We start from the raw sequence: 23,005 nt of genomic DNA, 5'->3' as shown, positions 1-23,005 counted from the left end.
GGACGGCGGCGACGCGCGATCGGCCCACCCGAACGGGTTGGGGTTCAGCGGCGCCCTAGGACATCCCCGGCTGGGTCTGCGTCCGGCTCACGTCATAGACCCCGCCCACATTCCGCATCGCCCGCATCAGCGCCGGGAGATGTCCGGCGTCCGGGAGCTGGACCGTGTAGGTGTGGCGGACCCGTTGCTGGGTGGGGGGTTCGACGGTGGCCGAGACGATCTCCGCGCCCTCCTGGGCCATCGCTTCGGTCAGGTCGGCCAGGAGATGGGGGCGGACGAACGATTCGGCTACCAGCGTCACCCGGACCTCCGTCGTGTCGCCCCAGCGCACCCCGATCTCCGCGCGGCCCGTGCTCTTCATGCGGGCCACCGCCGCGCATTCGACCCGGTGCACGGTCACCGTTCCCCCGCGGACCGCGAACCCCGTGATCCCGTCCGGCGGCACCGGAGTGCAGCAGCCGGCCAGGCGGACCGTCGCGTCCGGCTGGTCGGCCACGACGTTCGCCGCCGGCCGGGCGGTCGGCGACCCCTCCGTGGACAGGGCCTCCGTGGTGGGGCGGGGGGCCGTCGCGTCGGCGTCGGCGCGGCTGGCCTGGTCCTCGTGCGAGGGATGGGCGGCCAGCCAGCGCTGGATGGCGATGCGGGCCGCGGGGGTGTGGGCGTGCTCCAGCCACTCCCTGGAGGGCTCGGAGGCGGGGTCCTGTCCCATGAGGAGCTGGACGGTGTCGCCGTCCCTGAGCACCGTGCTCAGGGTCGCCAGCCGGCCGTTCACCCGGGCGCCGATGCAGGCGTGCGCGTCCTCGCCGTACTGCGCGTAGGCGGCGTCCACGCAGGTCGCGCCCTCGGGCAGGCCGAGCGTGCCGCCGTCGGGGCGGAACACGGTGATCTCGCGGTCCTGGGCGAGATCCTCGCGGAGGGTGGACCAGAAGGTGTCGGGGTCGGGGGCCGCCTCCTGCCAGTCGAGGAGGCGGGAGAGCCAGCCGGGCCGGGTCGGGTCCGCGCGCTCGCCGTCGACGGGCTCGTCGGAGGAGGGCGCGTAGGGGTTGCCGAGGGCGATCACACCGGCCTCCGCCACCTTGTGCATCTGGTGGGTGCGGATGAGGACCTCGACGACCTGGCCGTCCTCGCGGGCCACCGCCGTGTGCAGGGACTGGTAGAGGTTGAACTTCGGTACGGCGATGAAGTCCTTGAACTCCGAGACCACCGGCGTCATACAGGTGTGCAGCTCGCCCAGGACGCCGTAACAGTCCGCGTCCTCGCCGACCAGCACCAGCAGCCGTCCGAAGTCGGCGCCGCGCAGCCGGCCGCGTTTGCGGGCCACCCGGTGCACGGAGACGAAGTGCCGCGGCCGGATGAGGACTTCGGCCTGGATGTCGGCGTCCCGCAGGACCGTGCGCATCTCGTCGGCGACCTCGGCGAGCGGATCGTCCGTACGGGAGGCGTTGTCGACGATCAACTCCCGGGTGTGCTCGTACTCCTCGGGATGCAGGATCGCGAAGACCAGGTCCTCCAGCTCGGTCTTGAGCGCCTGGACGCCGAGCCGTTCGGCGAGCGGGATGAGGACGTCCCGGGTCACCTTGGCGATCCGGGCCTGTTTCTCGGGGCGCATCACGCCGAGGGTGCGCATGTTGTGCAGCCGGTCGGCGAGTTTGATCGACATCACGCGGACGTCGTTGCCGGTGGCGACGAGCATCTTGCGGAAGGTCTCCGGCTCGGCGGCGGCGCCGTAGTCGACCTTCTCCAGTTTGGTCACGCCGTCGACGAGGAAGCGCACCTCCGCGCCGAACTGCTCGCCGACCTGATCGAGCGTCACCTCGGTGTCCTCGACGGTGTCGTGGAGCAGGGAGGCGGTCAACGCGGTGGTCTCGGCGCCGAGTTCGGCGAGGATCAGGGTCACGGCGAGGGGGTGCGTGATGTACGGCTCGCCGCTCTTGCGCATCTGGCCCCGGTGCGAGGACTCGGCCAGCACATAGGCGCGGCGCAGGGGTTCGAGGTCGGCGTCGGGGTGGTGGGCGCGGTGCGCCTCGGCGACATGGCCGATGGCGTCGGGCAGCCGGTCCCGGGCGGCCGGACCGAGCAGTGCGGCCCGGCCCAGGCGCCGCAGGTCGATCCGTGCCCGCCAGCGCGCGGTGGGCCCGGCGGTCACCGGGCCTGGCGTCGCGGGGTTCGTGGCCTCCGCACTCATGGGCACCTCCGGCTGCGTGGACCGGCGGACGGGGTGCCCCATGGCGGACACGGCTCACGGGACTGTGCAACGGTCCCCCGTCCGGGCCGGTGCTTGATGCTACCGAGCCCATCACGCCCGGCTGACCGCCTCTCGCCGAGCGTGAAACGGATCACCCATTCGAGCGAAGGTTCGCAGGTTTACGGTTTCGAACCCCGCGACCTGCGGCCGACCGGGGTTTCGATCCTCGACCGGGCGACCGGGAAGGAGCGCCCGCGCCGACCGGATGCCCGGCACACCGACATCAAGTCGTTGCCCGGCTCAACGGGCGAGCGTCTCCAGCCAGCCGGCGTCGATGGTGCCCTCGGCGACGATCACCGCGGGTCCGGTCATCTCGATCTCGCCGTCGGGCCGCTCGGTGATCACCAGGGTGCCGCCGGGCACATCGACGGTGTACGTCGCCGGGGTACCGGTGACGGCGGGGTCGGCGCCGTCCCGGCGGGCCGCGGCCACGGCGACCGCGCACGCGCCCGTGCCGCACGAGCGGGTCTCACCGGCGCCGCGCTCGTGCACGCGCAGGGCGACGTGCCGGTGGCCGCGGTCCACGACGAACTCGACGTTCACCCCGTCCGGGTAGGCCGACGCGGGGCGGAACGGCGGCGCGGAGCGCAGGTCGCCGGCGTGCGCGAGATCCTCCACGAAGGCCACGGCGTGCGGGTTGCCCATGTTCACGTTCCACGCGGGCCAGCTGCGCTCGCCGACGCTCACCGTGACGTCGCCCTCGGGCAGGAGCGCCTTGCCCATGCCGACCGTGACGTCCCCGTCCTGGGCGAGGCGCACGCGCTTGACGCCCCCGCGCGTGGCGATCGCGAGGTCTCCCTCGGTGACGTGTCCGGCGCGCTGGAGGTAGCGGGCGAAGACGCGGACGCCGTTGCCGCACATCTCGGCGATGGAGCCGTCGCCGTTGCGGTAGTCCATGAACCACTCGGCCTCGGCCGCCATGTCCTTCGCCTCGGGGTGGGCGGCGGACCGCACGACGTGCAGCAGGCCGTCACCGCCGATGCCCGCGCGCCGGTCGCACAGGGCGGCGACGGCCGAGGGGGGCAGGTCGATGGCGTTCTCGGGGTCCGGGACGATCACGAAGTCGTTCTCGGTGCCGTGACCCTTGAGGAAGGCGATCCGCGTGCTCATGCCTCGATCGTACGGGGCGCCACCGACAGTGCCCGAAACCCGGTCAGCGCAGTCTTGCCACGCGCCACACGGCCAGTACCACGACCACGGCCACGACGAGCACGTACGCCAGCACCACCCGCCAGTCCGGGCGCCTGCCGGAGCCGCGCTGCGGCAGGCCGGGCCAGGTGTACCCCACGCGGCGGGCCGCCATCATGCCCCAGCCCGCGGCGCACGAGCAGATCAGCAGGCCCAGCATGGCGATCACCGCGCCGCTGTCGCCGAAGTCGAAGGCGAGCGGGAAGGCGAACATCAGGGAGCCGACCGCGGCCAGCGACACGATGGGGGCGAGCTGCCAGATGCGCAGTCGGCGCTGCGGGCGCAGCTCGACCTCGACCTCGGGGCCGCCGGTGAACATCTCCTCCGGCTCGGGGCCGTCGGCGGTCACGCCGCCCTCTGTGTCGTCGGGGCCGTCCGGGCTCAGACGGTCGCCGTCCTGCTCCGGTTCGCCCCGGTCACTGGTGACGGGTTCGGTGCCTTGTGCGGTGTCGCGAGGGCCGGCCTCCATCGCCACGCGCCCTCCCAACTCGGACTCCACTTGGTCGATCGAAGCTCGATGATGGCACGGCGCCGGAGGCCGCGATGACGGCCGGAGCGTCCCGATGCCAGGACGTGATCAGGCTGTAACCGGTCGTTCGACCAACGCCAGTGCGAGGTGCGGAAGTTCTGTGAGATCCGCCGCAGCCCCACTCAGCCAGTGCACCCGGGGGTCGCGCCTGAACCATGAATCCTGGCGGCGCGCGAAGCGTTTGGTGGCTCGTACGGTCTCGGCGCGGGCCTCGTCCAGGGTGCACTCACCGGCGAGCGCCGCGAGGACCTGCTGGTAGCCGAGCGCGCGCGAGGCCGTACGCCCCTCGCGCAACCCTTGCGCCTCCAGTGCGCGCACCTCCTCGACGAGTCCCGCGTCCCACATCCGGTCGACCCGGCGGGCGATGCGCTCGTCGAGTTCGGGCCGGGCGACGTCGACGCCGATCTGCACCGTGTCGTAGACCGAGTCGTGGCCCGGGAGGTTGGCGGTGAAGGGCTGGCCGGTGATCTCGATCACCTCGAGGGCGCGGACGATACGGCGGCCGTTGCTGGGCAGGATCGCGTGCGCGGCGTCCGGGTCGGCGGCCGCCAGGCGGGCGTGCAGCGCGCCCGCACCGCGCAGCGTCAGCTCCTCCTCCAGGCGCGCCCGGACCTCGGGGTCGGTGCCGGGGAACTCCAGGTTGTCGACGGCGCCACGGACGTACAGGCCGGAGCCGCCGACCAGGATCGGCCAGCGCCCTTCGGCGAGCAGCGCGTCGATCCGCTCCCGGGCGAGCCGCTGGTACTCGGCGACCGAGGCGGTGACGGTGACGTCCCAGATGTCCAGCAGGTGGTGCGGGACGCCGGACCGCTCCTCGGGCGTCAGCTTGGCGGTGCCGATGTCCATCCCTCGGTACAGCTGCATGGAGTCGGCGTTGACGACCTCGCCGCCGAGCCGCTGGGCGAGGAAGACGCCCAGATCGGACTTTCCGGCCGCAGTGGGGCCGACGACGGCGATGACGCGGGGGGCGGGAGGTGTGCTGCTCACCGACCCAGTCTCGCAAACCTCACGGGGTGGCCTCGAACGAGTTACGTGACGGGGCGGATCCGGCGTCGTTGCCAGATGCGTGGTTCGCGCCGCCGGTCCCCGAGATGCGGCGATCCGGGCGACGCAAACGGACGCACCGGACGACGCGGGATTTCGCCCGCACGAGTAACGTATGGAGTTGATATGGGCGTTTTGGCACGGCTTCTTCGGAGGTCGAAGACGTCGCAGGAGGCGTCGGCCGCCGAGGCAGGGGCCGACACCAGTGCGGCCGGGACCGAGGCGGAAGAGGCGGCTCAGCCGGAAGAGGCCACCGGGGCGAAGGAGCCGGCCGGGACCGAGGCCCGGGCTCCGCAGGAGACGACGGCGGCCGTCGGGTCCGAGTCCGCGGACGGCGTCGAGATCCCCAAGCAGCAGTCCGCCGACGAGGCGGCCGAGCGAGAGGCCGGCGAGGGCGCCCGCAGCTGACGATCCCGCGTGGGAAGGCGAACGATGGGTCTCCTGGACAATTTGAAGGCCAAGCTCGGACCTGCCAAGGGCAAGGTGACCGACCTCGCCCAGCAGCACGGCGACAAGGTCCAGCACGGCCTGGACAAGGCTGCCAAGGTCGTCGACGAGAAGACCAAGGGCAAGTACAGCGACAAGATCCAGAAGGGCTCGGGCAAGGCCAAGGGCGCCGTGGACCGACTCGCGCACAAGGACGAGGACGGCACGGGCATGGGCACGGCCACTGGCACAGCCACTGGCTCGGGCACCGGCACAGGCACTGGCACGGGCGGCGGCGCCACATCGCCGTACTCCCCGCCGAACCCCCCGCCGCACACGCCGCCGAGCACCCCGCCCGGCACGCCGCCTCCGACCACCTGATCAAGGCGACACGGCACAACGACGGACGGCCGCGGAGCAGACCCGCTCCCGGCCGTCCGCCGTCGTGCAGGCGCTACGACCAGGTCGCGACGAGATACCCCACGCCGTACGGCGCGCTCTCGTACAGCAGCGCCCCGGACAGCCCGGCACCCTCCGCGGCGCCCGCGAGAACTTGCCAGGGCGCCCGGCCGGACGCCTTGAGCTCGGACGCCAGCTCGGCGTCCAGCCCCCTGAGCGCGCCCAGGTCCGCCGCGCCCAGCGCCCGCGCGACGGCGGCGTCGAAGGGTTCCGCGCGCTCGTCGAGGTAGCCGGGTGCCTTGAGCGTGCGACAGGCGCTGGCGTCGCCCATCACCAGCATCGCCACCCGGTCCGGGCCCGCGGCGATCTCCCTTCCCACTTCGATACACCGCTCGGCGGCCAGAGGTTCCCCCACCCCCAGTCCCTCGACCGGGGCATCGGCCCATCCGACCCGCTCCAGCAGCCACGCCGCCACCGCCAGCGACGCCGGCAGCTCACGCCCGGACCCGGCCGCCGTTCCCAGCTGTACGTCGACTTCCACGCCGAAGCCCCGGAAGGAGCCCCGCGACCCCGCCGGGAACGTCCCGCGCCCCTCCGCCTCGGCGGGCCCGACGACCAGCAGCCGGTCGGGCCGCGCGGCGGCCAGCACCCCGAGCGCGTCCGCGCACGCGGCACGCGCGGCGTCCAGCTCGGGCGCCGCCGCCGAGGCGACCTCGGGCACGAGCAGGGGCGGACAGGGACAGACGGCGGCGGCGACAAGCATGATCGGCAGCGTAACCCCGCCCGACCGCGGACGTCAGCCGAGGCCCGCGCGAACCCCGGGCGTCAGTCGAGGCCCCGGGCCACTGCAGGCGCAGTCGAGGCCCGCGCGAACCCCGGGCGTCAGCCGAGGACTGCGCCACCACGGTCATCAGTGGAGGCACGCGCTACCCCAACCGTCAGCGGAGGCCCGCCCCACCGCAGCGCAGTACAGGCCCGCGCGAATCCCGCTCATCAGTCGAGGTACGCGCTACCCCAGCCGACAACCGGGCCCACCCCACCGCAGGCGCAGCACAGGCCCGCGCGAACCCCGCTCATCAGTCCAGGCCAGCCCTACCCCAGCCGACAACCGGGCCCACCCCACCGCAGGCGCAGCACAGGCCCGCGCGAACCCCGCTCATCAGTCGAGGCCAGCGCTACCCGCTACCCCAGCCGACAACCGGACCCGCCCCACCGCAGCCGACAACCGACGCCCACCCCGCCCCCGCAGGCGCAGCCGAGGTCCGCCCCACTCCAGCCGTCAGCCGAGGGCGCAGCCTCCGGTGGTCGCCGGCAGTGGCTCCGGGGCGCCGATCGTCGGCAGGCCCAGCATCACGCCCGCCGGCTCGGCCGCCGCCGCGGCGGTGCGCTTCTGCCAGGCGTCGCCCGCGCGCGTGCGGCGCACGGAGAGGACGTCGCCCTCGGCCAGGAGGTGGTGGGGGGCGGCGTAGGTGATATCGACCGTGACCACGTCACCGGGGCGGACCTCCTGGTCCGGCTTGGTGAAGTGGACCAGGCGGTTGTCGGCGGCGCGGCCGGAGAGGCGGTGGGTGGCGCCGTCCTTGCGGCCCTCGCCCTCCGCGACCATCAGCTCCAGCGTGCGGCCGACCTGCTTCTTGTTCTCCTCCCAGGAGATCTCCTCCTGAAGGGCGACGAGACGCTCGTAGCGCGCCTGGACGACCTCCTTGGGGATCTGGTTCTCCATGGTCGCGGCCGGGGTGCCGGGGCGCTTGGAGTACTGGAAGGTGAACGCCTGGGCGAAGCGGGCCTCGCGGACCACGTGCATCGTCTGCTCGAAGTCCTCCTCGGTCTCGCCGGGGAAGCCCACGATGATGTCGGTGGTGATCGCGGCGTGCGGGATCGCGGCCCGCACGTTCTCGATGATCCCGAGGTAACGGTCCTGCCGGTACGAGCGGCGCATCGCCTTCAGGACGGTGTCCGAACCGGACTGGAGCGGCATGTGCAGCTGCGGCATCACGTTCGGGGTCTCCGCCATCGCCGCGATCACGTCGTCCGTGAAGTCGCGGGGGTGCGGGGAGGTGAACCGGACCCGCTCCAGGCCCTCGATCTTCCCGCAGGCCCGCAGCAGCTTGCTGAACGCCTCGCGGTCGCCGATGTCGCTGCCGTAGGCGTTGACGTTCTGCCCGAGCAGCGTGATCTCGGAGACGCCCTCGGCGACCAGCACCTCGACCTCGGCGAGGACGTCGCCGGGGCGGCGGTCCTTCTCCTTGCCGCGCAGGGCCGGGACGATGCAGAAGGTGCAGGTGTTGTTGCAGCCGACCGAGATCGACACCCAGGCCGCGTAGGCGCTCTCGCGCCGGGTCGGCAGGGTCGACGGGAACGCCTCCAGCGACTCGGCGATCTCGACCTGTGCCTCCTCCTGCACGCGGGCGCGCTCCAGCAGGACGGGCAGCTTGCCGATGTTGTGCGTGCCGAAGACGACGTCCACCCAGGGCGCCTTCTTCACGATGGTGTCGCGGTCCTTCTGCGCCAGGCAGCCGCCGACCGCGATCTGCATCCCGGGCCGCGAGGCCTTCCTCGGCGCGAGGCGTCCGAGGTTGCCGTAGAGCCGGTTGTCGGCGTTCTCACGGACGGCGCAGGTGTTGAAGACGACGACGTCGGCATCACCGTCGGCATCCTCGGGGGCGCGGACGTAACCGGCCTCCTCGAGCAGTCCGGACAATCGCTCGGAGTCGTGGACGTTCATCTGGCACCCGTAGGTGCGCACCTCATACGTTCGCTTGACGTCCACGGCGTGGCTCCGGTCGATGCTGCTCATGGCACAAGGGTAAGGGCGCGCCGGGAGCGCCCTTCCCGGCCGCCGCCTCAGGGCTCGATCAGCCCGGCCCGGATCGCGTACCGCGTCAGCTCCAGGCGGTCCCGCACGCCCAGCTTCTGCAGCAGGTTGGCCCGGTGCCGCTCGACGGTCTTCGCGCTGATGAAGAGCAGCTCGCCGATCTCCTTGGAGGTGTGCCCCTCGGCGACCAGCTTGAGGATCTCCTCCTCGCGCTCGGTCACGGGCCGTTCCGGCAGCCGGTCACCGCCGTGCAGCCGCTCCAGGTACGAGCGCACCAGGGCGCGTTCGGCCCCGGGGTAGATGAACGGTTCGTCGCGTACGGCCGCCCGGCAGGCCTCGACGAGATCGCGGTCGGCAACGGACTTGAGGACGTACCCGCCCGCGCCCGCCTTCAGCGCCTCGAAGAAGTACTGCTCGTTGTCGTACATGGTGAGGATCAGGATCCGCAGGTCCGGCAGTCGCCGGGAGAGTTCCCTGGCCGCCTGCAGGCCGGTCATGCGGGGCATGGCGATGTCCAGCACCGCGAGATCGACCTCGCGGGACCGGGCCAGCGCGACCGCCTCGGCACCGTCGGCGGCCTCGGCGACGACCTCCAGGTCCGGTTCGCCGTCCAGGATGAGCCGCACGCCCCGGCGCACGAGGGTGTGGTCGTCGGCCAGGAGCACCCGGATCGGCATCAGCGGCCTCCCGCAGCCCTGGCCGGCACCCGGATCGGCATCAGCGGCCTCCCGCGGCCCCGGCCGGCACCCGCAGCCGTATCTCGGTACCGCCGTCCGGTCCCGGCCCCACGGCCAGCTCCGCCCCCACCAGCAGCGCCCGCTCCCGCATCCCGCGGATTCCGGCGCCCTCGGGGCAATCCCCGACGCCCTTGCCGTTGTCGCGTACGACGAGTTCGACGCCGTAGGAGAGGGCGTGGAGCGTGATCTCCGCGCGGTCGGCGCCGGCGTGGCGGGCGGTGTTGGTCAGGCCCTCCTGGGCGACCCGGTAGAGCACGAGTTCGGACTCCTCGGTGAGCGGGGGCGCCTCGGCGGGCACGTGGTGGCGGACGGTCAGGCCGTGCGTGGTGAACTCGGCGGCGAGCGAACGCAGGGCGCTGACCAGGCCGAGTTCCTCCAGGACGCCGGGGCGCAGCCGGCGGGCGATGCGCCGGATCTCGTCGAGGCCGGCCCGGGTCGCCTCCTGCGCCTGGCCGACGTCCTCGCGCAGTTCCGCGGGCACCCGGTCGGCGACCCGCTTGAGCTGGAGCAGCACGGCGGTCAGGGTCTGGCCGACCTCGTCGTGCAGCTCCCGCGCGATCCGGTGGCGCTCCCGCTCCTGCGCGGACAGCGCGCGGGCGGCCCCGGCGGCCCGCTCGCTCTGCAACCGGTCGAGCATCGTGTTGTACGTCGTGATCAGCTCGGCCGCCTCGGCCGGTCCCGCGACCACCGCGCGGGCCCCGGGCCGCAGCAGGTCGGCGGCGGCCATGGCGCGGCCGAGCCGGTGCAGCGGGGCGAGGCCGAGACGCAGCACCAGGGCGTTGGCGACCAGCAGCAGCGCGAGGCCCGCGACGACGACCAGGGCCTCGGCCGGCAGCACGGGTGTCGAGACGCTGACCGGACCGAGCAGCAGGGCCGCGGCCACCACCAGGCCCGCGGCGTTGAGCGAGAAGATCCGCCAGAACAGGGACACGGGCGCGTTCCGGCTCCTTCCGGCTCTCCGGGGCATGGCCGTCACCAGCCTCGATGCTCGAGTCCGATCGCGTATATCCGTGACGACACCCATATCGCCACCGTACGGGGGCCTGGCAGCATGCCGACCGAGCCATCGAAACGATCACGAACGGCAAGGGGAACAAACGTGTCAGCTCCACGCCTGAAGCGGACGCCGCTGCCCGGCATCGGGGTCCAGTACGACCTCGTGACACGGGAACACCGCCATCTGTCCGTGGTGGCACACCGCGACGGCGGCCGCACGGTGAACGTGTACCGGGCCGACGATCCCGACTCGTGCCTGCAGTCGCTGCGGCTGACCGGCTCCGAGGCGGACTCGCTGATCGACGCCCTCAAGCCGTCCCACCACAGCGCGAGCCTGCTCTACACCACCGATCTGGGCCTGGTCGCCGAGCGGATCGAGGTGGCCGCGACCTCGCGCTGGAACGGCCGGCTGCTCGGCGACACCCGGATGCGCACCGAGACGGGCGCCTCCGTGGTGGCGGTGCTGCGCCGGGCCGAGGCGATCCCGTCCCCGGCGCCGGACTTCCGGCTGGTGGGCGGCGACACCCTGATCGTCATCGGCACCCGCGAGGGTGTGGACGCCGCCGCGTCGATACTCGGGCGGGAGTGAACCGGTGCACTCCGGCATCCTGCTGATCGAGTTCGGTTCGATCATCCTCGGTCTGGGTCTGCTCGGCCGGGCCGCCGCCCGCTTCCGGCTCTCGCCGATCCCGCTGTACCTGCTCGCGGGGCTGGCCTTCGGCGAGGGCGGGCTGCTGCCGCTCGGGGCCAGCGAGGAGTTCATCGCCGCGGGCGCGGAGATCGGCGTCATCCTGCTGCTGCTGATGCTGGGCCTGGAGTACACGGCCGGCGATCTCGTCACCAACCTCAAGGCCCACTACCCCGCCGGCCTCGTCGACTGCGCGCTCAACGCCGTCCCGGGCGCGCTGGCGGCCCTCCTGCTCGGCTGGGGCCCGGTGGCTGCCGTGGTGCTGGCGGGCGTCACCTGGATCTCCTCCTCGGGCGTCATCGCGAAGGTCCTGGGCGACCTGGGCCGGATCGGCAACCGCGAGACACCGGTGATCCTCAGCGTGCTGGTCCTGGAGGACCTGGCGATGGCGGTGTACCTGCCCATCGTCACGGCCCTGGTCGCCGGGGCGGGCCTGCTGGCGGGCAGTGTCACGCTGGCCGTCGCGCTGGGGGCGGCGGGACTCGTCCTGTTCGTCGCGGTCCGCTACGGCCGGGTCATCTCCCGTTACGTCTCCAGCGACGACCCGGAGAAGCTGCTGCTGGTGGTGCTGGGGCTGACCATCCTGGTCGCGGGCGTCGCGCAGCAGCTCCAGGTGTCCGCGGCGGTGGGCGCCTTCCTGGTGGGCATCGCCCTGTCCGGGGAGGTGGCGGAGGGCGCGCACACCCTGCTCAGCCCGTTGCGGGACCTGTTCGCCGCGGTGTTCTTCGTCTTCTTCGGCCTCCACACCAACCCGGCGAGCATCCCCCCGGTCCTGCTGCCCGCCCTCGCGCTCGCGGTGGTGACGGCGGCGACGAAGATCGCCACGGGGTACTGGGCGGCGCGCCGGGCGGGCATCTCCGTCAAGGGCCGCTGGCGCGCGGGCGGTGCCCTGGTGGCCCGCGGCGAGTTCTCCATCGTCATCGCGGGGCTGGCGGTGAGCGCGGGTATCGAGCCGTCGCTGGGGCCCCTGGCCACGGCCTACGTCCTCATCCTGGTGATCGTCGGCCCGCTGACGGCACGGTTCACGGAGCCGGTGGCGATGTGGTGGACGGACCGCGGACCGGCGGTGCGCAGGCGGCAGGAATCCCGGCGGTACGAGGAATCGGAGGCCCCGGTGGCCGACGTATAGCGGCGGCCGCGCGGCGCCGCCCCTGGTCAGGGGGGTGAAGGGCCTGGCAGTATCGCCGCATGCCCACGCTGTTCCCCTCTGTCGGCAGGCGCCGGGCCCTTCAGGGCGCGGTCGCCGGCTTCGTCGCGCTCGGGCTGCTGCTGTGGTGGCTGCTGCCGCTGGGCGAGGACCCGCCGAGCGGGACGATCACCTTCAGCACGGGCACCGAGGCCGGGGTGTACCACGAGTACGGCGAGCGGCTCCAGAAGGAGCTCGCCAAGGACATGCCGGGCCTGACGGTCAAGCTGAAGACGAGCGACGGCTCACTGGCGAACGTGCGCAGTGTGGCAACCGGGAACGCCGACGTGACCATCGCCGCGGCCGACGCGGTGGACACGTACGAGACCGACGGCGGCACCGGCGCGGACCTGCTGCGCGGGGTGGCGCGGCTGTACGACGACTATGTGCAGCTGGTCGTCCCGCCGGACTCCGACATCGAGTCCGTCGCGGACCTGCGGGGCAAGCGGGTGGCCATAGGGCTGCCGAACTCGGGTGTGCGGCTGATCGCCAACCGGGTGCTGCGGGCGGCGGGCATCGACCCGGCGAAGGACATCACGCCCCGCTCCGACGGCATCGACACCGGACCGAAGCGGCTGGGCTCCGACCTGGACGCGTTCTTCTGGTCCGGCGGCCTGCCCACGCGCGGGCTGCGGGAGCTGGCCGAGACCTCCGCCTTCCGGTTCGTGCCGATCGAGTCCTCGATGGTCGCCCGGGTGCACGCGCAGGGCGGCGCCACCCGCTACTACCGGGCCACCAACATGCCGGAATCGGCCTACAAGACGATTCAGAACGGCTCCACGGTCGCGACCATGGCCGTCTCCAACCTGCTGGTGACCCGCAAGGACCTGGACCCCCGGCTCACCGAGTGGCTGACCCGGACCGTGCTCGACAGCCGGGACGGCATCGGTGCCCACGTCCACTCCGCACAACTGGTCGACGTACGCACCGCGATCTACACCGACCCCCTGCCGCTGCACGAGGGCGCCCGGCGCTACTACCGCTCGGTCAAGCCGTAGCCTCGCTGCGCGGCACCCGCACCGTCACCTTCAGCCCGTGCGGCTCGTGATGGCCGTACGCGATCGATCCGCCGCCCGCCGAGAGCAGGGCCCGGGAGATGGACAGGCCCAGGCCGGAGCCCTTGACGTTCTGATGGCGGCCGCTGCGCCAGAAGCGGTCGCCGATGCGGACCAGTTCCTCGTCGGTCAGCCCGGGCCCGCGGTCGGCGACCACGACGGTCGCGCTGTCGCCGTTGGAGGCGACCACCACCTCGACCCGCTCGCCCCGCGGGGTGAACTTCACGGCGTTGTCGATCACCGCGTCCAGCGCGGACGACAGCGCCACCGGGTCCACCCAGGCGGTGGTGGCCGGGCAGTCCCCGGCCAGCTCGACCCCCTTCGCCGCGGCCGTCGGCGACCAGGCGGCGACCCGCTCGGCGGTCAGCGCACCGATGTCGGTGAGCCGCAGGTCGGCGGCGGTGTGCTCGGCGAGCGCGAGGTCGAGCAGGCCGTCCAGGACCTGGGCGAGACGCTTGCCCTCGGCCTGGACCGAGGCGATCTCCTGATTACCCTCGGGCAGTTCGAAGGCGAGCAGCTCGATCCGCAGCAGCAGCGCGGCGAGCGGGTTGCGCAGCTGGTGCGAGGCGTCGGCGACGAAGGCGCGCTGCTGCTCCAGGACGCCCTCGACGTTGTCCGCCATCTCGTTGAACGACCGGGCCAGGCGCTGGAGTTCCGGCGGTCCGCCGGCCGCCGCGACCCGGGACTTCAGCGCGCCGCTCGCGATGGCGTGGGTGGTGGCGTCCAGGACGCGTACGGGTCTGAGCACCCAGCCGGTGAGCCGCAGCGCGGCGCCGACGGCGAGCAGCATCGCGGCGAACTCGCCCGCGGCGATGACCAGCCAGCCGTACAGGATGCGCGAGCGCATGTCCCCGGTGGGCGAGTCGGTGACGACGACCGCGACGACATCGCCGTCCCGGACCACCGGTGAGGCGACGACCAGGCGGTTGCGCTGCCAGGGCCACACCTGCCGCGGGTCATGGCTGCGCCGGCTGAGCAGCGCCTCCTCGAAGGCGTCGCGCACCTCGCCCGAGTCGGGCAGGAACCAGGTCCGCGGGGCGTTGGCCAGCGGGGCGTCGCCGGGCAGGAAGACACCGGCCCGGATGCCGTATACGCCGTGGTAGCTCTCCAGCTCCCGGCTCAGGGTGCGGCCCTCGTCGCGCGGGCCCTCGGGAGTGTCCATGACGGACCGGGCCATGGCGGCGAAGTAGGCCGTGTCGTCGATGCGGTCGACGACCACCTTCTGCTGCTGGGCGGCGGCCAGGCTGACGGCGAGCGGCACCCCGAGCGCCAGCAGTACGGCCGCCATCAGAACGATCAGCAGCGGAAGGAGTCGTGTGCGCACCCGTCCCCGCTAGGCGGCCGGGGCGACGAGCCGGTAGCCGACCCCGCGCACGGTCTCGATCAGGGCCGGCATCCGCAGCTTGGCCCGCAGGGACGCCACATGCACCTCCAGGGTGCGTCCGGTCCCCTCCCAGCTGGTCCGCCACACCTCGCTGATGATCTGCTCCCGGCGGAAGACCACGCCGGGCCGCTGGGCGAGCAGGGCCAGCAGGTCGAACTCCTTGCGGGTCAGCTGGACGACCGAGCCGTCCACGCTGACCTGCCGGGTGGGCAGTTCGATGTGCACCGGGCCCAGGCGCAGCACGGTGTCGCCGCCGGCCGCGGGGTCGTCGTGGACGGAGCGCCGGCTGACGGCGTGGATCCGGGCGAGCAGCTCACCGGTGTCGTACGGCTTGACCACGTAGTCGTCGGCACCGAGGTTGAGGCCGTGGATGCGGGAGCGGACGTCGGAGCGCGCGGTGACCATGATCACCGGGGTGCTGGTGCGCTTGCGGATCTTGCCGCAGACCTCGTAGCCGTCCTGGTCGGGCAGGCCCAGGTCGAGCAGGACGACGCCGAAGCCGGCGCCCTCCGGGACGAGCGCCTGCAGGGCCTCCTCGCCGCTGCGGGCGTGCGTGACGTCGAAGCCGTGCCGGGCCAGGACCGCGGACAGGGCGGCGGCGACATGGTTGTCGTCCTCGACGAGGAGCAGTCGCATCCCGTCTCCCTCCTGTTCATCGGCCGTACGGGTGACCTCACTACACACGAAGCGTGCACGCGCGCGCGTGCACCCTGGCAGTCACGCTGATGGACGAGGACGCCGTCAAGTGGGTTCCGGTTGCGCGGAGCTTGTCGTTACCCACCCGGTACGCGCCCAGGTCTCCGGGGCTACGACACGTGTCTGATTGCTACCGGATCGTGATGCTCAAATTCCCCTCAGGACTAATGACGCAGGTCGGATACGGTTATTAGTGTCCTCCGAAACCGAGGAGGACGGAGCCTGAGAGCGATGACCGAAGTATCGGTGGCCAAGGAAGACGTGGCTGCGACCGGCGACCTGGTCGTCCTGAAGAGTGTCAACAAGCATTTCGGCGCGTTGCACGTGCTCCAGGACATCGACCTGACGATCGCCCGCGGCGAGGTCGTCGTGGTCATCGGGCCCTCCGGGTCCGGGAAGTCCACCCTGTGCCGCACCATCAACCGCCTGGAGACGATCGACTCGGGGACGATCGTCATCGACGGCAAACCGCTGCCCGACGAGGGCAAGGAGCTGGCCCGGCTGCGCGCCGACGTCGGCATGGTCTTCCAGTCGTTCAATCTCTTCGCGCACAAGACGGTGCTCGAGAACGTCATGCTGGGCCAGATCAAGGTCCGCAAGGCGGACAAGAAGCAGGCCGAGGAGAAGGCCCGCGGCCTGCTCGACCGGGTGGGTGTGGCGAACCAGGCGGACAAGTACCCCGCCCAGCTCTCCGGCGGCCAGCAGCAGCGCGTGGCCATCGCACGCGCCCTGGCGATGGACCCGAAGGTCATGCTCTTCGACGAGCCGACCTCGGCCCTCGACCCGGAAATGATCAACGAGGTGCTGGAGGTCATGCAGCAGCTCGCCCGGGACGGCATGACCATGATCGTCGTCACCCACGAGATGGGCTTTGCCCGTTCGGCCGCCAATCGTGTGGTGTTCATGGCGGACGGGCGGATCGTCGAAGAGGCTGTGCCGGACCAGTTCTTCAGCAACCCGCGCAGCGACCGTGCCAAGGACTTCCTGTCCAAGATCCTGCACCACTGACGACGCACCGGCGCTCTCGCAGGCCCTGCGTCACCGCACCGACGGCTCGCATCTCTTCACCAGACAAAGGATGTTCACCATGAAGCTCCGCAAGGTCACCGCCGCGGCGGCCGCTGCGCTCGTCCTCTCCCTCACCGCGACGGCCTGTGGCGGCGACGACAAGGACAGCGACAGCGCCGACACCGGCTCGGGCGGCGGCGACAAGATCAAGATCGGTATCAAGTACGACCAGCCCGGTCTGGGCCTGAAGGAGCCCGACGGTTCCTTCTCCGGCTTCGACGTGGACGTCGCCACCTACGTGGCGAAGGAGCTCGGTTACGAGCCGAACCAGATCGAGTGGATCGAGACCAAGAGCGCCGACCGCGAGAACGCGCTCGCCCGTGGCGACGTCGACTTCATCGCCGCGACCTACTCCATCACCGACGAGCGCAAGGAGAAGGTCGACTTCGCCGGCCCGTACCTGCTGGCCCACCAGGACCTGCTGGTCAAGGCGGACTCGGACATCACTGAGGGCACCGATCTCAACGGCAAGAAGCTGTGCTCGGTGGTCGGCTCGACCTCGGCGCAGAACATCCAGGACGAGATCGCTCCCAAGGCCCAGCTGAGGGAGTACGGCACGTACTCGGAGTGCATCGCCGGTCTGCAGAGCGGCGCCGTCGACGCCGTGACCACCGATGACTCGATCCTCGCCGGCTTCGCCGCGCAGGAGCAGTACAAGGGCCAGTTCAAGCTCGCCGGCCTGAAGCTGAGCAACGAGAACTACGGCATCGGCGTCAAGAAGGGCGACACCGAGACCGTGAACAAGATCAACGACGCGCTGGAGAAGATGGTCGGCGACAACGCCTGGGAGACGGCCGTCAAGGACAACTTCGGTCCGGCCGACTACAAGAACGAGCCCGCCCCGAAGATCGGGAACATCGTTCAGTAACGCGGACATCGCCCTCACGCGCCGCCGCCGTCGGCCCGACCTCACGGCGGCGGCGCGGCACGTCAGCACGGCGGCGGCCCGACACGACCGCCCCCGTGCACCACGTTCGCCACACACCCGGAAGCGCGGGAGATCGTGTTCGACTTTCTTTCTGACTATGACGACCCGAGCCTGCTCGGCGCCTTCTGGGTGACGGTGCAGCTCACCATTTTCTCCGGCATCGGCTCCCTGGTCTGGGGCACCCTCCTGGCGGCCATGCGGGTCAGCCCGGTTCCCCTGATGCGCGGCTTCGGAACCGCCTATGTGAACTTCGTCCGGAACATCCCCCTGACCGTCATCATCGTCTTCACCTCGCTCGGCCTCGCCGACATCTTCGGGATGACGATGGGCGCGCCCGACGACTTCAAGGCCCAGGGCTTCCGCCTGGCGATCCTCGGTCTGGTCGCGTACACGGCCGCCTTCGTCTGTGAGGCGCTGCGCTCCGGCATCAACACCGTCCCGGTGGGCCAGGCCGAGGCGGCACGTGCCCTCGGTTTCAGCTTCAGCCAGGTGCTCGCGCTCATCGTGCTGCCGCAGGCGTTCCGCTCGGTCATCGGCCCGCTCGCCAACGTGCTGATCGCGCTGACCAAGAACACCACGGTGGCGGCCACCATCGGCGTGGCCGAGGCGGCCCTGCTGATGAAGGAAATGATCGAGAACGAGGCTCAGACGCTGCTCATCGGCGCGGTCTTCGCCTTCGGTTTCGTGGTACTGACCCTGCCCACCGGCCTGATCCTCGGCTGGCTGAGCAAGCGACTGGCGGTGAAGCGGTGACTTCGGTTCTGTACGACGCGCCCGGCCCCAAGGCCAAGCGGCGCAACCTGATCTTCTCGGCCGTCTTCGTCGTCCTGCTCGCCCTGTTGCTGTGGTGGATCTGGCGGACGATGGACGACAAGGGCCAGCTGAAGTGGTCCCTGTGGAAGCCGTTCACCGAGTCCGAGGCCTGGACGACGTATCTGCTGCCCGGTCTCGGCGACACCCTCAAGGCCGCGACGCTGGCCATGATCATCGCCCTGCCCCTGGGCGCCTTCTTCGGCATCTCCCGGATGTCCGACCACCGCTGGGTGCGGATGCCGGCCGGCGCCGTGGTCGAGTTCTTCCGGGCGATCCCGGTCCTGCTGCTGATGCTGTTCGCCAACGAGTTCTACGCTCGCTACACGGACGTCAGCAGTGCGGACCGCCCCCTCTACGCGGTCGTCACCGGCCTGGTGCTCTACAACGCCTCGGTCCTCGCCGAGATCGTCCGCGCGGGCATCCTCGCCCTGCCCAAGGGGCAGACGGAGGCCGCGCAGGCGATCGGTCTGCGCAAGGGCCAGACGATGTCCACCATCCTGCTGCCGCAGGCCGTGACGGCGATGCTCCCGGCCATCGTCAGCCAGCTCGTCGTCATCGTGAAGGACACCGCGCTGGGCGGCGTGATGCTCGGCTTCACCGAGCTGCTGAACGCGCGCGGCACCCTCGCGGCCAACTACGCGAACGTCATTCCCAGCTTCATCGTGGTGGCGGTCGTCTACATCGTCCTGAACTTCATCCTGACCAGCTTCGCGAGCTGGCTGGAGGCGAGGCTGCGGCGCAGCAAGCGCAGTACGGGGGCGGTGCTCGGTGCGGAGGACGTGGACGAGCTCAACGCCGCGGAGATCGGCACCCCCGGCACTGGCAAGGGCGGCATCACCTGACGCACGGTCACGTGACCCGAGGGACACGCTGAGCATGACGTGAACGACACGGAGGCAGTGGCATGATCGCCACTGTCTCCGTCACTTGACGCAAGCACCGGCAATGGGTTGCATACGTTCTGTGATCGTGCACCCTGCTCCAACCTCCTGTTCACACGCGTCCTCCGGGACATCTCTGCGGGCAGGGGGCACCACGCCGTGGACCCGGTGATCATCGTCGGTGCGGGGCCCGTCGGGCTCACGCTCGCCCTGGCGCTGGCGCGTCAGGAGGTGCCGTCGGTCGTACTCGACGAAGGACCCGGCAAGGACGAACCCCGCCCGGCACGCACCGTCGTGCTGCGCGAGGACAGCGCCGCCCTGATGGAGCGGCTGACCGGACTGCCGGTCGGGCAGGCGGGCTGCCGTTGGGCCGGATGGCGGTCGATGCGGCGCAAGCAGGTGATGCGCGAGGTCTCCTTCGACGACTCGGCGCCCGTGCACATCGCCCAGCACGTCCTGACCGGCGCCCTGCGCGCGGCACTGGCCGGTGAACGGCTGGTGCGGATCGCCGTGGACAGCCGGCTCGACGGCATCGAGCAGGAGCCGGCCGGCGTCACCGCCCGCACCCGCGGCCCCAAGGGCACCTGGTGGCGAGGCAGCTACCTGGTCGGCTGCGACGGCCCCCGCTCCACCGTGCGCAAGCTCCAGGACATCCGCTTCCCCGGCCGTACGGCCGTCGAACGGTACGCCGTCGCCGCGCTGCGCACCGAACTCCCCTGGACCGACGAGGCGTTGCTGCACCGGATGCCCCCGTGGCGGACCTCGGGCCCCTCGGCCGGCGAGGTCACCGCGCGCCCGCTGCCGGACGGGGCCTGGCGCCTGGACTGGCTGCTCCCGCCGGGCAAGGACCTGGTCACCCCCGAGCTGCTGGTCACCCGGGTCCGGGAGACGCTCGCGGGCTGGACGGACGGCTCGACACCGCCGTACGAACTCCTCGACACCGGCGTCCACACCGTGCACCACCGGCTGGCCCGGCGCTGGCGGGCCGGGCGGGTGTTTCTCGCCGGGGACGCGGCGCATCTGCTCGGGGCGCTCGGCACGCACGGGCTCGACGAAGGGCTCCGGGACGCCGACAACCTCGCCTGGAAGCTGGCGCTGGCCTGGCATCACGGGCCGCACGAGGCGCTGCTGGACAGCTACCAGACGGAGCGGCGCGCGGTCGTCGCCGCCCGGCTGCGCGCCGCCGACCAGGCGCTCCCGCTGCTGCGCGGCGGCGGGGGCCTGCGGGCGTACGTCCCCGGATCGGCCCGGGGCCATGACGCGCTGCTCGCGGAGGGCCACTTGGGGCACGGGGCGCTGGGTGCGCCGGGGGCGTACGCCGACTCGCCGCTCACGCCCCGGCACCTGGAGGGCGAGGTGTCCCTCGACACCCCGGTGGGCGCGCCGGTCGCCGATGTACGGGTGACCGCGGAAGACGGCTCGTTCGTACGGCTGCGGGACCGGCTCGGCCGGGGGGCGCTGCTGGTGCTGCTGATCGCGCCGGGCACGGGGGTGTGGGACCGCAAGCACTGGGTGACCGCCGGGATCATGCCGCGGCTCGCGGCGGCCGTGACGGCGCTGCCGCATCCGGCGGAGCTGCTGGTCGCCGAGAGCTATCCGGGCGCCGCCGCCCACACGGTCCTGCTCATCCGGCCCGACGGCCACCTCGTCACGGCGCTCGGCGGGGTGCGCCCGGCCGACCTGTACGCGGCGGCGGAGGCCACCCTGGGCGGCCCGGTCCCGTCCGAGGCGGAGGCCACGGCGGGGTCGCGCTGAGCGGCCCCCAAGGCGTCACCGTCCACATGGTGACGGTGAGTTGACCGGTCCGCACCTCCATGGTGTACTCCGGATCATGACCGACACCTGTGTGCACCTGTGGCGGAAGGTCCATGTGGACCTCGTCCGCTATGCGGGCTGCATGTGTACCCGGTCCTGCTGAATTCGCATCTCTCCTCACCCGCGCGCACCGCCGTCGTGCCGTCGCGCGCTCCCCGCGAACCCTCATCAGGACGGTCGACGTGTCTGTCTCCCCCTCCCCTTCCGTGTCCACCTCCGCCGCGCCCACGCAGGCGGACCTCCTCGATTTCGTACGGCGCACCGCGGCCGACGCCGAGTTGATCGCCTCGCTCCCGCTCGACCCCGAGGGCCGCACCTGGGTGCGCCTGGAGGGCCCCGCCGGCAGTGAGGCGTGGCTGATCGGCTGGCCGCCGGGCTCGGGCACCGGCTGGCACGACCACGCGGACTCGGTCGGCGCCTTTGTGACGGCGGCCGGTGAGCTGACGGAGAACTCGCTCGCCGCCCGGCTGCCCACGGACGGCTGGAGGACCCTGGAACTCAGCGAGGACGTCGACCGGGAGCGGCGGCTGCCGGCCGGCAAGGGCCGCTCCTTCGGCCACCACCATGTCCACGAGGTCCTCAACGAGTCCCTCGACCGGCACGCGGTCTCCGTGCACGCCTACTATCCGCCGCTGCCCCGGATCCGCCGCTACAGCCGCAGCGGGCCGATCCTGCGTCTGGAGCAGGTGGAGCGGCCGGAGGACTGGCAGTGAGCGGCGGACGGCCCCTCGGCGGCAACGGGTCCTTCAGCGACAACGGGTCCGAACGGCCGGTGGGCATCGACGAGTTGCTGGAGCGGGTGCGCGCGGGCTACGTGCGCGTCGGGCCCCGCGAGGCCTACGAGGCCGCTCGCTCCGGTGAGGCGCTGCTGGTGGACATCCGGTACGCGGCGCTGCGGGAGCGTGACGGGGTGATCCCGGGGGCGCTGGTGATCGAGCGCAATGAGCTGGAGTGGCGGCTGGATCCGCGCGGGAGCCACAAGGTGCCGGAGGCGAACAGCCATGACCTGCGGGTGGTGCTGTTCTGCAACGAGGGATACGCGTCCAGTCTGGCGGCGGAGTCGCTGCACCGGCTGGGGCTGCACCGGGCGACCGATCTGACCGGCGGGTTCCAGGCCTGGCGGGCGGCGGGGCTGCCGGTGACGGCTCCCGGGCGGGGTGCGCCTCACAGGACGTCGGGCGGGCAGTAGAGCGGCGCCGTGTCCGCCCGCTCAACCCTCCCGGGAACGCAAGGTAAGCCTGCGCCGCCTGCACTCCGCGAGGCACCTGGTGCCCCGCGTCAGTATCCCTCGCCCTCCAGGAACTCCGTGTCCTCCCCCTCCGCCTCCAGCGCCTGCCGGACCACCCGCAGCGCCATCCCCTCGGGATACCCCTTGCGGGCCAGCATCCCGGCGAGTCGGCGCAGGCGCTTGTCGCGGTCGAGGCCCCGGGTGGACCGGAGCTTGCGGTCGACGAGCTCGCGCGCGGTCGCCTCCTCCTGCTCCGAGTCCAGCTGGCCGACGGCCGCGTCGATCAGTGTGGAGTCGACGCCCTTGGTGCGCAGCTCCCGGGCGAGCGCCCGCCGGGCCAGCCCCCGTCCGTGATGCCGGGACTCCACCCAGGCGTCCGCGAACGCGCTGTCGTTGATCAGCCCGACCTCCTCGAACCGCGACAGCACCTCCTCCGCGGCCTCGTCCGGGATCTCCCGCTTGCGCAGGGCGTCGGCGAGCTGCTTGCGGGTGCGCGGAGTCCCGGTGAGCAGGCGCAGGCAGATCGCCCGTGCCCGCTCCACCGGGTCTCCCGGAGGCTCCCCCTGCTCGGCCCTCGACGAGGCAGAGGTGCCTCCGTCCTCACCGGACGGCTCTTCGCGACCGCGCCGACGACGCCCCCGGGCGCCGCCCGCGCCACGTGCCCCGCCGGCTCTGCGGCGCGAACCGCCGGCGAGCTCATCGGCCTCCGACGCCGGGCCACCGCCTGCCCGGCGCCCGCCGCCGTACGGTCCGTCCGGGCCGGGGGCGCCGGCCTCGTCGTACGCCGCGCCGTCCGTCCCGGTGGCACCTCCCACGCCCCTCCCGTGCCACTCCCCCGGCGGGTCGGGGCAGGCGTACTCGGCCCAGTCCGTTCGTCGTGTCAC

General features: G+C 72.1%; 24 protein-coding genes. 13 read left to right on the top strand and 11 right to left on the bottom strand.

Annotation, left to right across the window (positions count from 1 at the left end):
- Positions 1–55: 55 nt before the first annotated feature.
- From ACFYW5_RS34005 to miaA, 4 genes are all read right to left on the bottom strand, one after another.
- Entirely contained in the window at positions 56–2,185 is a 2,130-nt protein-coding gene (locus ACFYW5_RS34005; protein WP_389420996.1) for a RelA/SpoT family protein, read from the bottom strand.
- A 300-nt stretch (positions 2,186–2,485) separates the two neighbouring features.
- The gene (dapF, locus tag ACFYW5_RS34000) at positions 2,486–3,355 is read right to left on the bottom strand and encodes a diaminopimelate epimerase (protein ID WP_389420995.1); all 870 of its coding nucleotides are present in this window, start codon (positions 3,353–3,355) and stop codon (positions 2,486–2,488) included.
- A gap of 43 nt (positions 3,356–3,398) precedes the next feature.
- The gene (locus tag ACFYW5_RS33995) at positions 3,399–3,902 is read right to left on the bottom strand and encodes a hypothetical protein (protein ID WP_389421012.1); all 504 of its coding nucleotides are present in this window, start codon (positions 3,900–3,902) and stop codon (positions 3,399–3,401) included.
- Between the two features lie 108 nt (positions 3,903–4,010).
- Positions 4,011–4,949: a tRNA (adenosine(37)-N6)-dimethylallyltransferase MiaA gene (miaA, locus tag ACFYW5_RS33990; protein WP_389420994.1), complete on the bottom strand. Its 939-nt coding sequence runs from the start codon at positions 4,947–4,949 to the stop codon at positions 4,011–4,013.
- A 183-nt stretch (positions 4,950–5,132) separates the two neighbouring features.
- Between miaA and ACFYW5_RS33985 the strand changes: the two genes are divergently transcribed.
- Together ACFYW5_RS33985 and ACFYW5_RS33980 are read left to right on the top strand one after the other, a co-directional pair.
- Positions 5,133–5,414: a hypothetical protein gene (locus ACFYW5_RS33985; RefSeq protein ID WP_389420993.1), complete on the top strand. Its 282-nt coding sequence runs from the start codon at positions 5,133–5,135 to the stop codon at positions 5,412–5,414.
- Between the two features lie 24 nt (positions 5,415–5,438).
- The gene (locus ACFYW5_RS33980) at positions 5,439–5,813 is read left to right on the top strand and encodes an antitoxin (RefSeq protein WP_389420992.1); all 375 of its coding nucleotides are present in this window, start codon (positions 5,439–5,441) and stop codon (positions 5,811–5,813) included.
- 73 nt (positions 5,814–5,886) lie between these two features.
- Here the strand turns inward: ACFYW5_RS33980 and ACFYW5_RS33975 are convergent, their stop codons facing one another.
- The 4 genes from ACFYW5_RS33975 to ACFYW5_RS33960 all read right to left on the bottom strand — a co-directional run bounded on the left by ACFYW5_RS33975 (position 5,887) and on the right by ACFYW5_RS33960 (position 10,314).
- Entirely contained in the window at positions 5,887–6,594 is a 708-nt protein-coding gene (locus ACFYW5_RS33975) for a class III extradiol dioxygenase subunit B-like domain-containing protein (RefSeq protein WP_389420991.1), read from the bottom strand.
- A 516-nt stretch (positions 6,595–7,110) separates the two neighbouring features.
- Entirely contained in the window at positions 7,111–8,628 is a 1,518-nt protein-coding gene (gene miaB, locus ACFYW5_RS33970) for a tRNA (N6-isopentenyl adenosine(37)-C2)-methylthiotransferase MiaB (RefSeq protein WP_389420990.1), read from the bottom strand.
- Between the two features lie 47 nt (positions 8,629–8,675).
- On the bottom strand, positions 8,676–9,323 hold the full coding sequence (locus ACFYW5_RS33965) for a response regulator (RefSeq protein ID WP_389420989.1): 648 nt from the start codon (positions 9,321–9,323) through the stop codon (positions 8,676–8,678).
- Between the two features lie 40 nt (positions 9,324–9,363).
- A complete protein-coding gene (locus ACFYW5_RS33960; protein WP_389420988.1) occupies positions 9,364–10,314 on the bottom strand; it encodes a sensor histidine kinase in 951 nt (316 codons plus the stop codon).
- Positions 10,315–10,482: 168 nt separating this feature from the next.
- Here ACFYW5_RS33960 and ACFYW5_RS33955 point away from each other — a divergent pair, with 168 nt between their 5' ends.
- The 3 genes from ACFYW5_RS33955 to ACFYW5_RS33945 are packed head-to-tail and all read left to right on the top strand — an operon-like array spanning position 10,483 to position 13,251.
- On the top strand, positions 10,483–10,968 hold the full coding sequence (locus ACFYW5_RS33955; RefSeq protein ID WP_389420987.1) for a cation:proton antiporter regulatory subunit: 486 nt from the start codon (positions 10,483–10,485) through the stop codon (positions 10,966–10,968).
- A 4-nt stretch (positions 10,969–10,972) separates the two neighbouring features.
- Entirely contained in the window at positions 10,973–12,196 is a 1,224-nt protein-coding gene (locus ACFYW5_RS33950) for a cation:proton antiporter (RefSeq protein WP_389420986.1), read from the top strand.
- Positions 12,197–12,255: 59 nt separating this feature from the next.
- Positions 12,256–13,251: a TAXI family TRAP transporter solute-binding subunit gene (locus ACFYW5_RS33945; protein ID WP_389420985.1), complete on the top strand. Its 996-nt coding sequence runs from the start codon at positions 12,256–12,258 to the stop codon at positions 13,249–13,251.
- Here ACFYW5_RS33945 and ACFYW5_RS33940 read toward each other — a convergent pair.
- Entirely contained in the window at positions 13,241–14,632 is a 1,392-nt protein-coding gene (locus ACFYW5_RS33940) for a sensor histidine kinase (protein ID WP_389420984.1), read from the bottom strand. The two genes, ACFYW5_RS33945 and ACFYW5_RS33940, sit on opposite strands and share 11 nt — an antisense overlap.
- A gap of 9 nt (positions 14,633–14,641) precedes the next feature.
- Positions 14,642–15,328: a response regulator transcription factor gene (locus ACFYW5_RS33935; RefSeq protein WP_389420983.1), complete on the bottom strand. Its 687-nt coding sequence runs from the start codon at positions 15,326–15,328 to the stop codon at positions 14,642–14,644.
- Positions 15,329–15,619: 291 nt separating this feature from the next.
- On the opposite strand from ACFYW5_RS33935, the gene ACFYW5_RS33930 reads away from it, so the two are divergent.
- The 8 genes from ACFYW5_RS33930 to ACFYW5_RS33895 all read left to right on the top strand — a co-directional run bounded on the left by ACFYW5_RS33930 (position 15,620) and on the right by ACFYW5_RS33895 (position 22,082).
- On the top strand, positions 15,620–16,396 hold the full coding sequence (locus ACFYW5_RS33930; protein ID WP_389420982.1) for an amino acid ABC transporter ATP-binding protein: 777 nt from the start codon (positions 15,620–15,622) through the stop codon (positions 16,394–16,396).
- Between the two features lie 79 nt (positions 16,397–16,475).
- Positions 16,476–17,324 carry a glutamate ABC transporter substrate-binding protein gene (locus ACFYW5_RS33925; protein WP_389420981.1) on the top strand — a complete coding sequence of 283 codons (849 nt, stop codon included), beginning with the start codon at positions 16,476–16,478 and terminating at the stop codon, positions 17,322–17,324.
- A 135-nt stretch (positions 17,325–17,459) separates the two neighbouring features.
- Entirely contained in the window at positions 17,460–18,137 is a 678-nt protein-coding gene (locus tag ACFYW5_RS33920) for an amino acid ABC transporter permease (protein WP_389420980.1), read from the top strand.
- Positions 18,134–19,039 (top strand): amino acid ABC transporter permease, encoded by a 906-nt coding sequence (locus tag ACFYW5_RS33915; RefSeq protein WP_389420979.1) that lies wholly within the window; start codon positions 18,134–18,136, stop codon positions 19,037–19,039. The genes ACFYW5_RS33920 and ACFYW5_RS33915 overlap by 4 nt, the downstream gene beginning before the upstream one ends.
- A 198-nt stretch (positions 19,040–19,237) precedes the next feature.
- Positions 19,238–20,833, top strand: a complete 1,596-nt coding sequence (locus tag ACFYW5_RS33910; RefSeq protein WP_389420978.1) for an FAD-dependent monooxygenase — start codon at positions 19,238–19,240, stop codon at positions 20,831–20,833.
- A gap of 76 nt (positions 20,834–20,909) precedes the next feature.
- Positions 20,910–20,996, top strand: a complete 87-nt coding sequence (locus ACFYW5_RS33905) for a putative leader peptide (RefSeq protein WP_351985706.1) — start codon at positions 20,910–20,912, stop codon at positions 20,994–20,996.
- Positions 20,997–21,075: 79 nt separating this feature from the next.
- A complete protein-coding gene (locus ACFYW5_RS33900) occupies positions 21,076–21,606 on the top strand; it encodes a cysteine dioxygenase (RefSeq protein WP_389420977.1) in 531 nt (176 codons plus the stop codon).
- Positions 21,603–22,082: a rhodanese-like domain-containing protein gene (locus ACFYW5_RS33895; RefSeq protein WP_389420976.1), complete on the top strand. Its 480-nt coding sequence runs from the start codon at positions 21,603–21,605 to the stop codon at positions 22,080–22,082. The genes ACFYW5_RS33900 and ACFYW5_RS33895 overlap by 4 nt, the downstream gene beginning before the upstream one ends.
- 89 nt (positions 22,083–22,171) lie before the next feature.
- Here the strand turns inward: ACFYW5_RS33895 and recX are convergent, their stop codons facing one another.
- Positions 22,172–23,005 carry a recombination regulator RecX gene (recX, locus tag ACFYW5_RS33890; protein WP_389420975.1) on the bottom strand — a complete coding sequence of 278 codons (834 nt, stop codon included), beginning with the start codon at positions 23,003–23,005 and terminating at the stop codon, positions 22,172–22,174.

This window comes from Streptomyces sp. NPDC002779, assembly GCF_042888685.1.
Classification (GTDB): Bacteria; Actinomycetota; Actinomycetes; order Streptomycetales; family Streptomycetaceae; genus Streptomyces.
Note: the sequence above shows the minus strand (reverse complement) of the source record. Positions and strands in the feature narration are given on the sequence as shown.

Bases quoted from the DNA above. Each gene is read 5' to 3' on its own strand.
- ACFYW5_RS34005 (WP_389420996.1), bottom strand. From the start codon at position 2,185: ATGAGTGCGGAGGCCACGAACCCCGCGACGCCAGGCCCGGTGACCGCC.
- dapF (WP_389420995.1), bottom strand. From the start codon at position 3,355: ATGAGCACGCGGATCGCCTTCCTCAAGGGTCACGGCACCGAGAACGAC.
- ACFYW5_RS33995 (WP_389421012.1), bottom strand. From the start codon at position 3,902: ATGGAGGCCGGCCCTCGCGACACCGCACAAGGCACCGAACCCGTCACC.
- ACFYW5_RS33985 (WP_389420993.1), top strand. From the start codon at position 5,133: ATGGGCGTTTTGGCACGGCTTCTTCGGAGGTCGAAGACGTCGCAGGAG.
- ACFYW5_RS33980 (WP_389420992.1), top strand. From the start codon at position 5,439: ATGGGTCTCCTGGACAATTTGAAGGCCAAGCTCGGACCTGCCAAGGGC.
- ACFYW5_RS33975 (WP_389420991.1), bottom strand. From the start codon at position 6,594: ATGCTTGTCGCCGCCGCCGTCTGTCCCTGTCCGCCCCTGCTCGTGCCC.
- miaB (WP_389420990.1), bottom strand. From the start codon at position 8,628: ATGAGCAGCATCGACCGGAGCCACGCCGTGGACGTCAAGCGAACGTAT.
- ACFYW5_RS33965 (WP_389420989.1), bottom strand. From the start codon at position 9,323: ATGCCGATCCGGGTGCTCCTGGCCGACGACCACACCCTCGTGCGCCGG.
- ACFYW5_RS33945 (WP_389420985.1), top strand. From the start codon at position 12,256: ATGCCCACGCTGTTCCCCTCTGTCGGCAGGCGCCGGGCCCTTCAGGGC.
- ACFYW5_RS33935 (WP_389420983.1), bottom strand. From the start codon at position 15,328: ATGCGACTGCTCCTCGTCGAGGACGACAACCATGTCGCCGCCGCCCTG.
- ACFYW5_RS33930 (WP_389420982.1), top strand. From the start codon at position 15,620: ATGACCGAAGTATCGGTGGCCAAGGAAGACGTGGCTGCGACCGGCGAC.
- ACFYW5_RS33925 (WP_389420981.1), top strand. From the start codon at position 16,476: ATGAAGCTCCGCAAGGTCACCGCCGCGGCGGCCGCTGCGCTCGTCCTC.
- ACFYW5_RS33905 (WP_351985706.1), top strand. From the start codon at position 20,910: ATGACCGACACCTGTGTGCACCTGTGGCGGAAGGTCCATGTGGACCTC.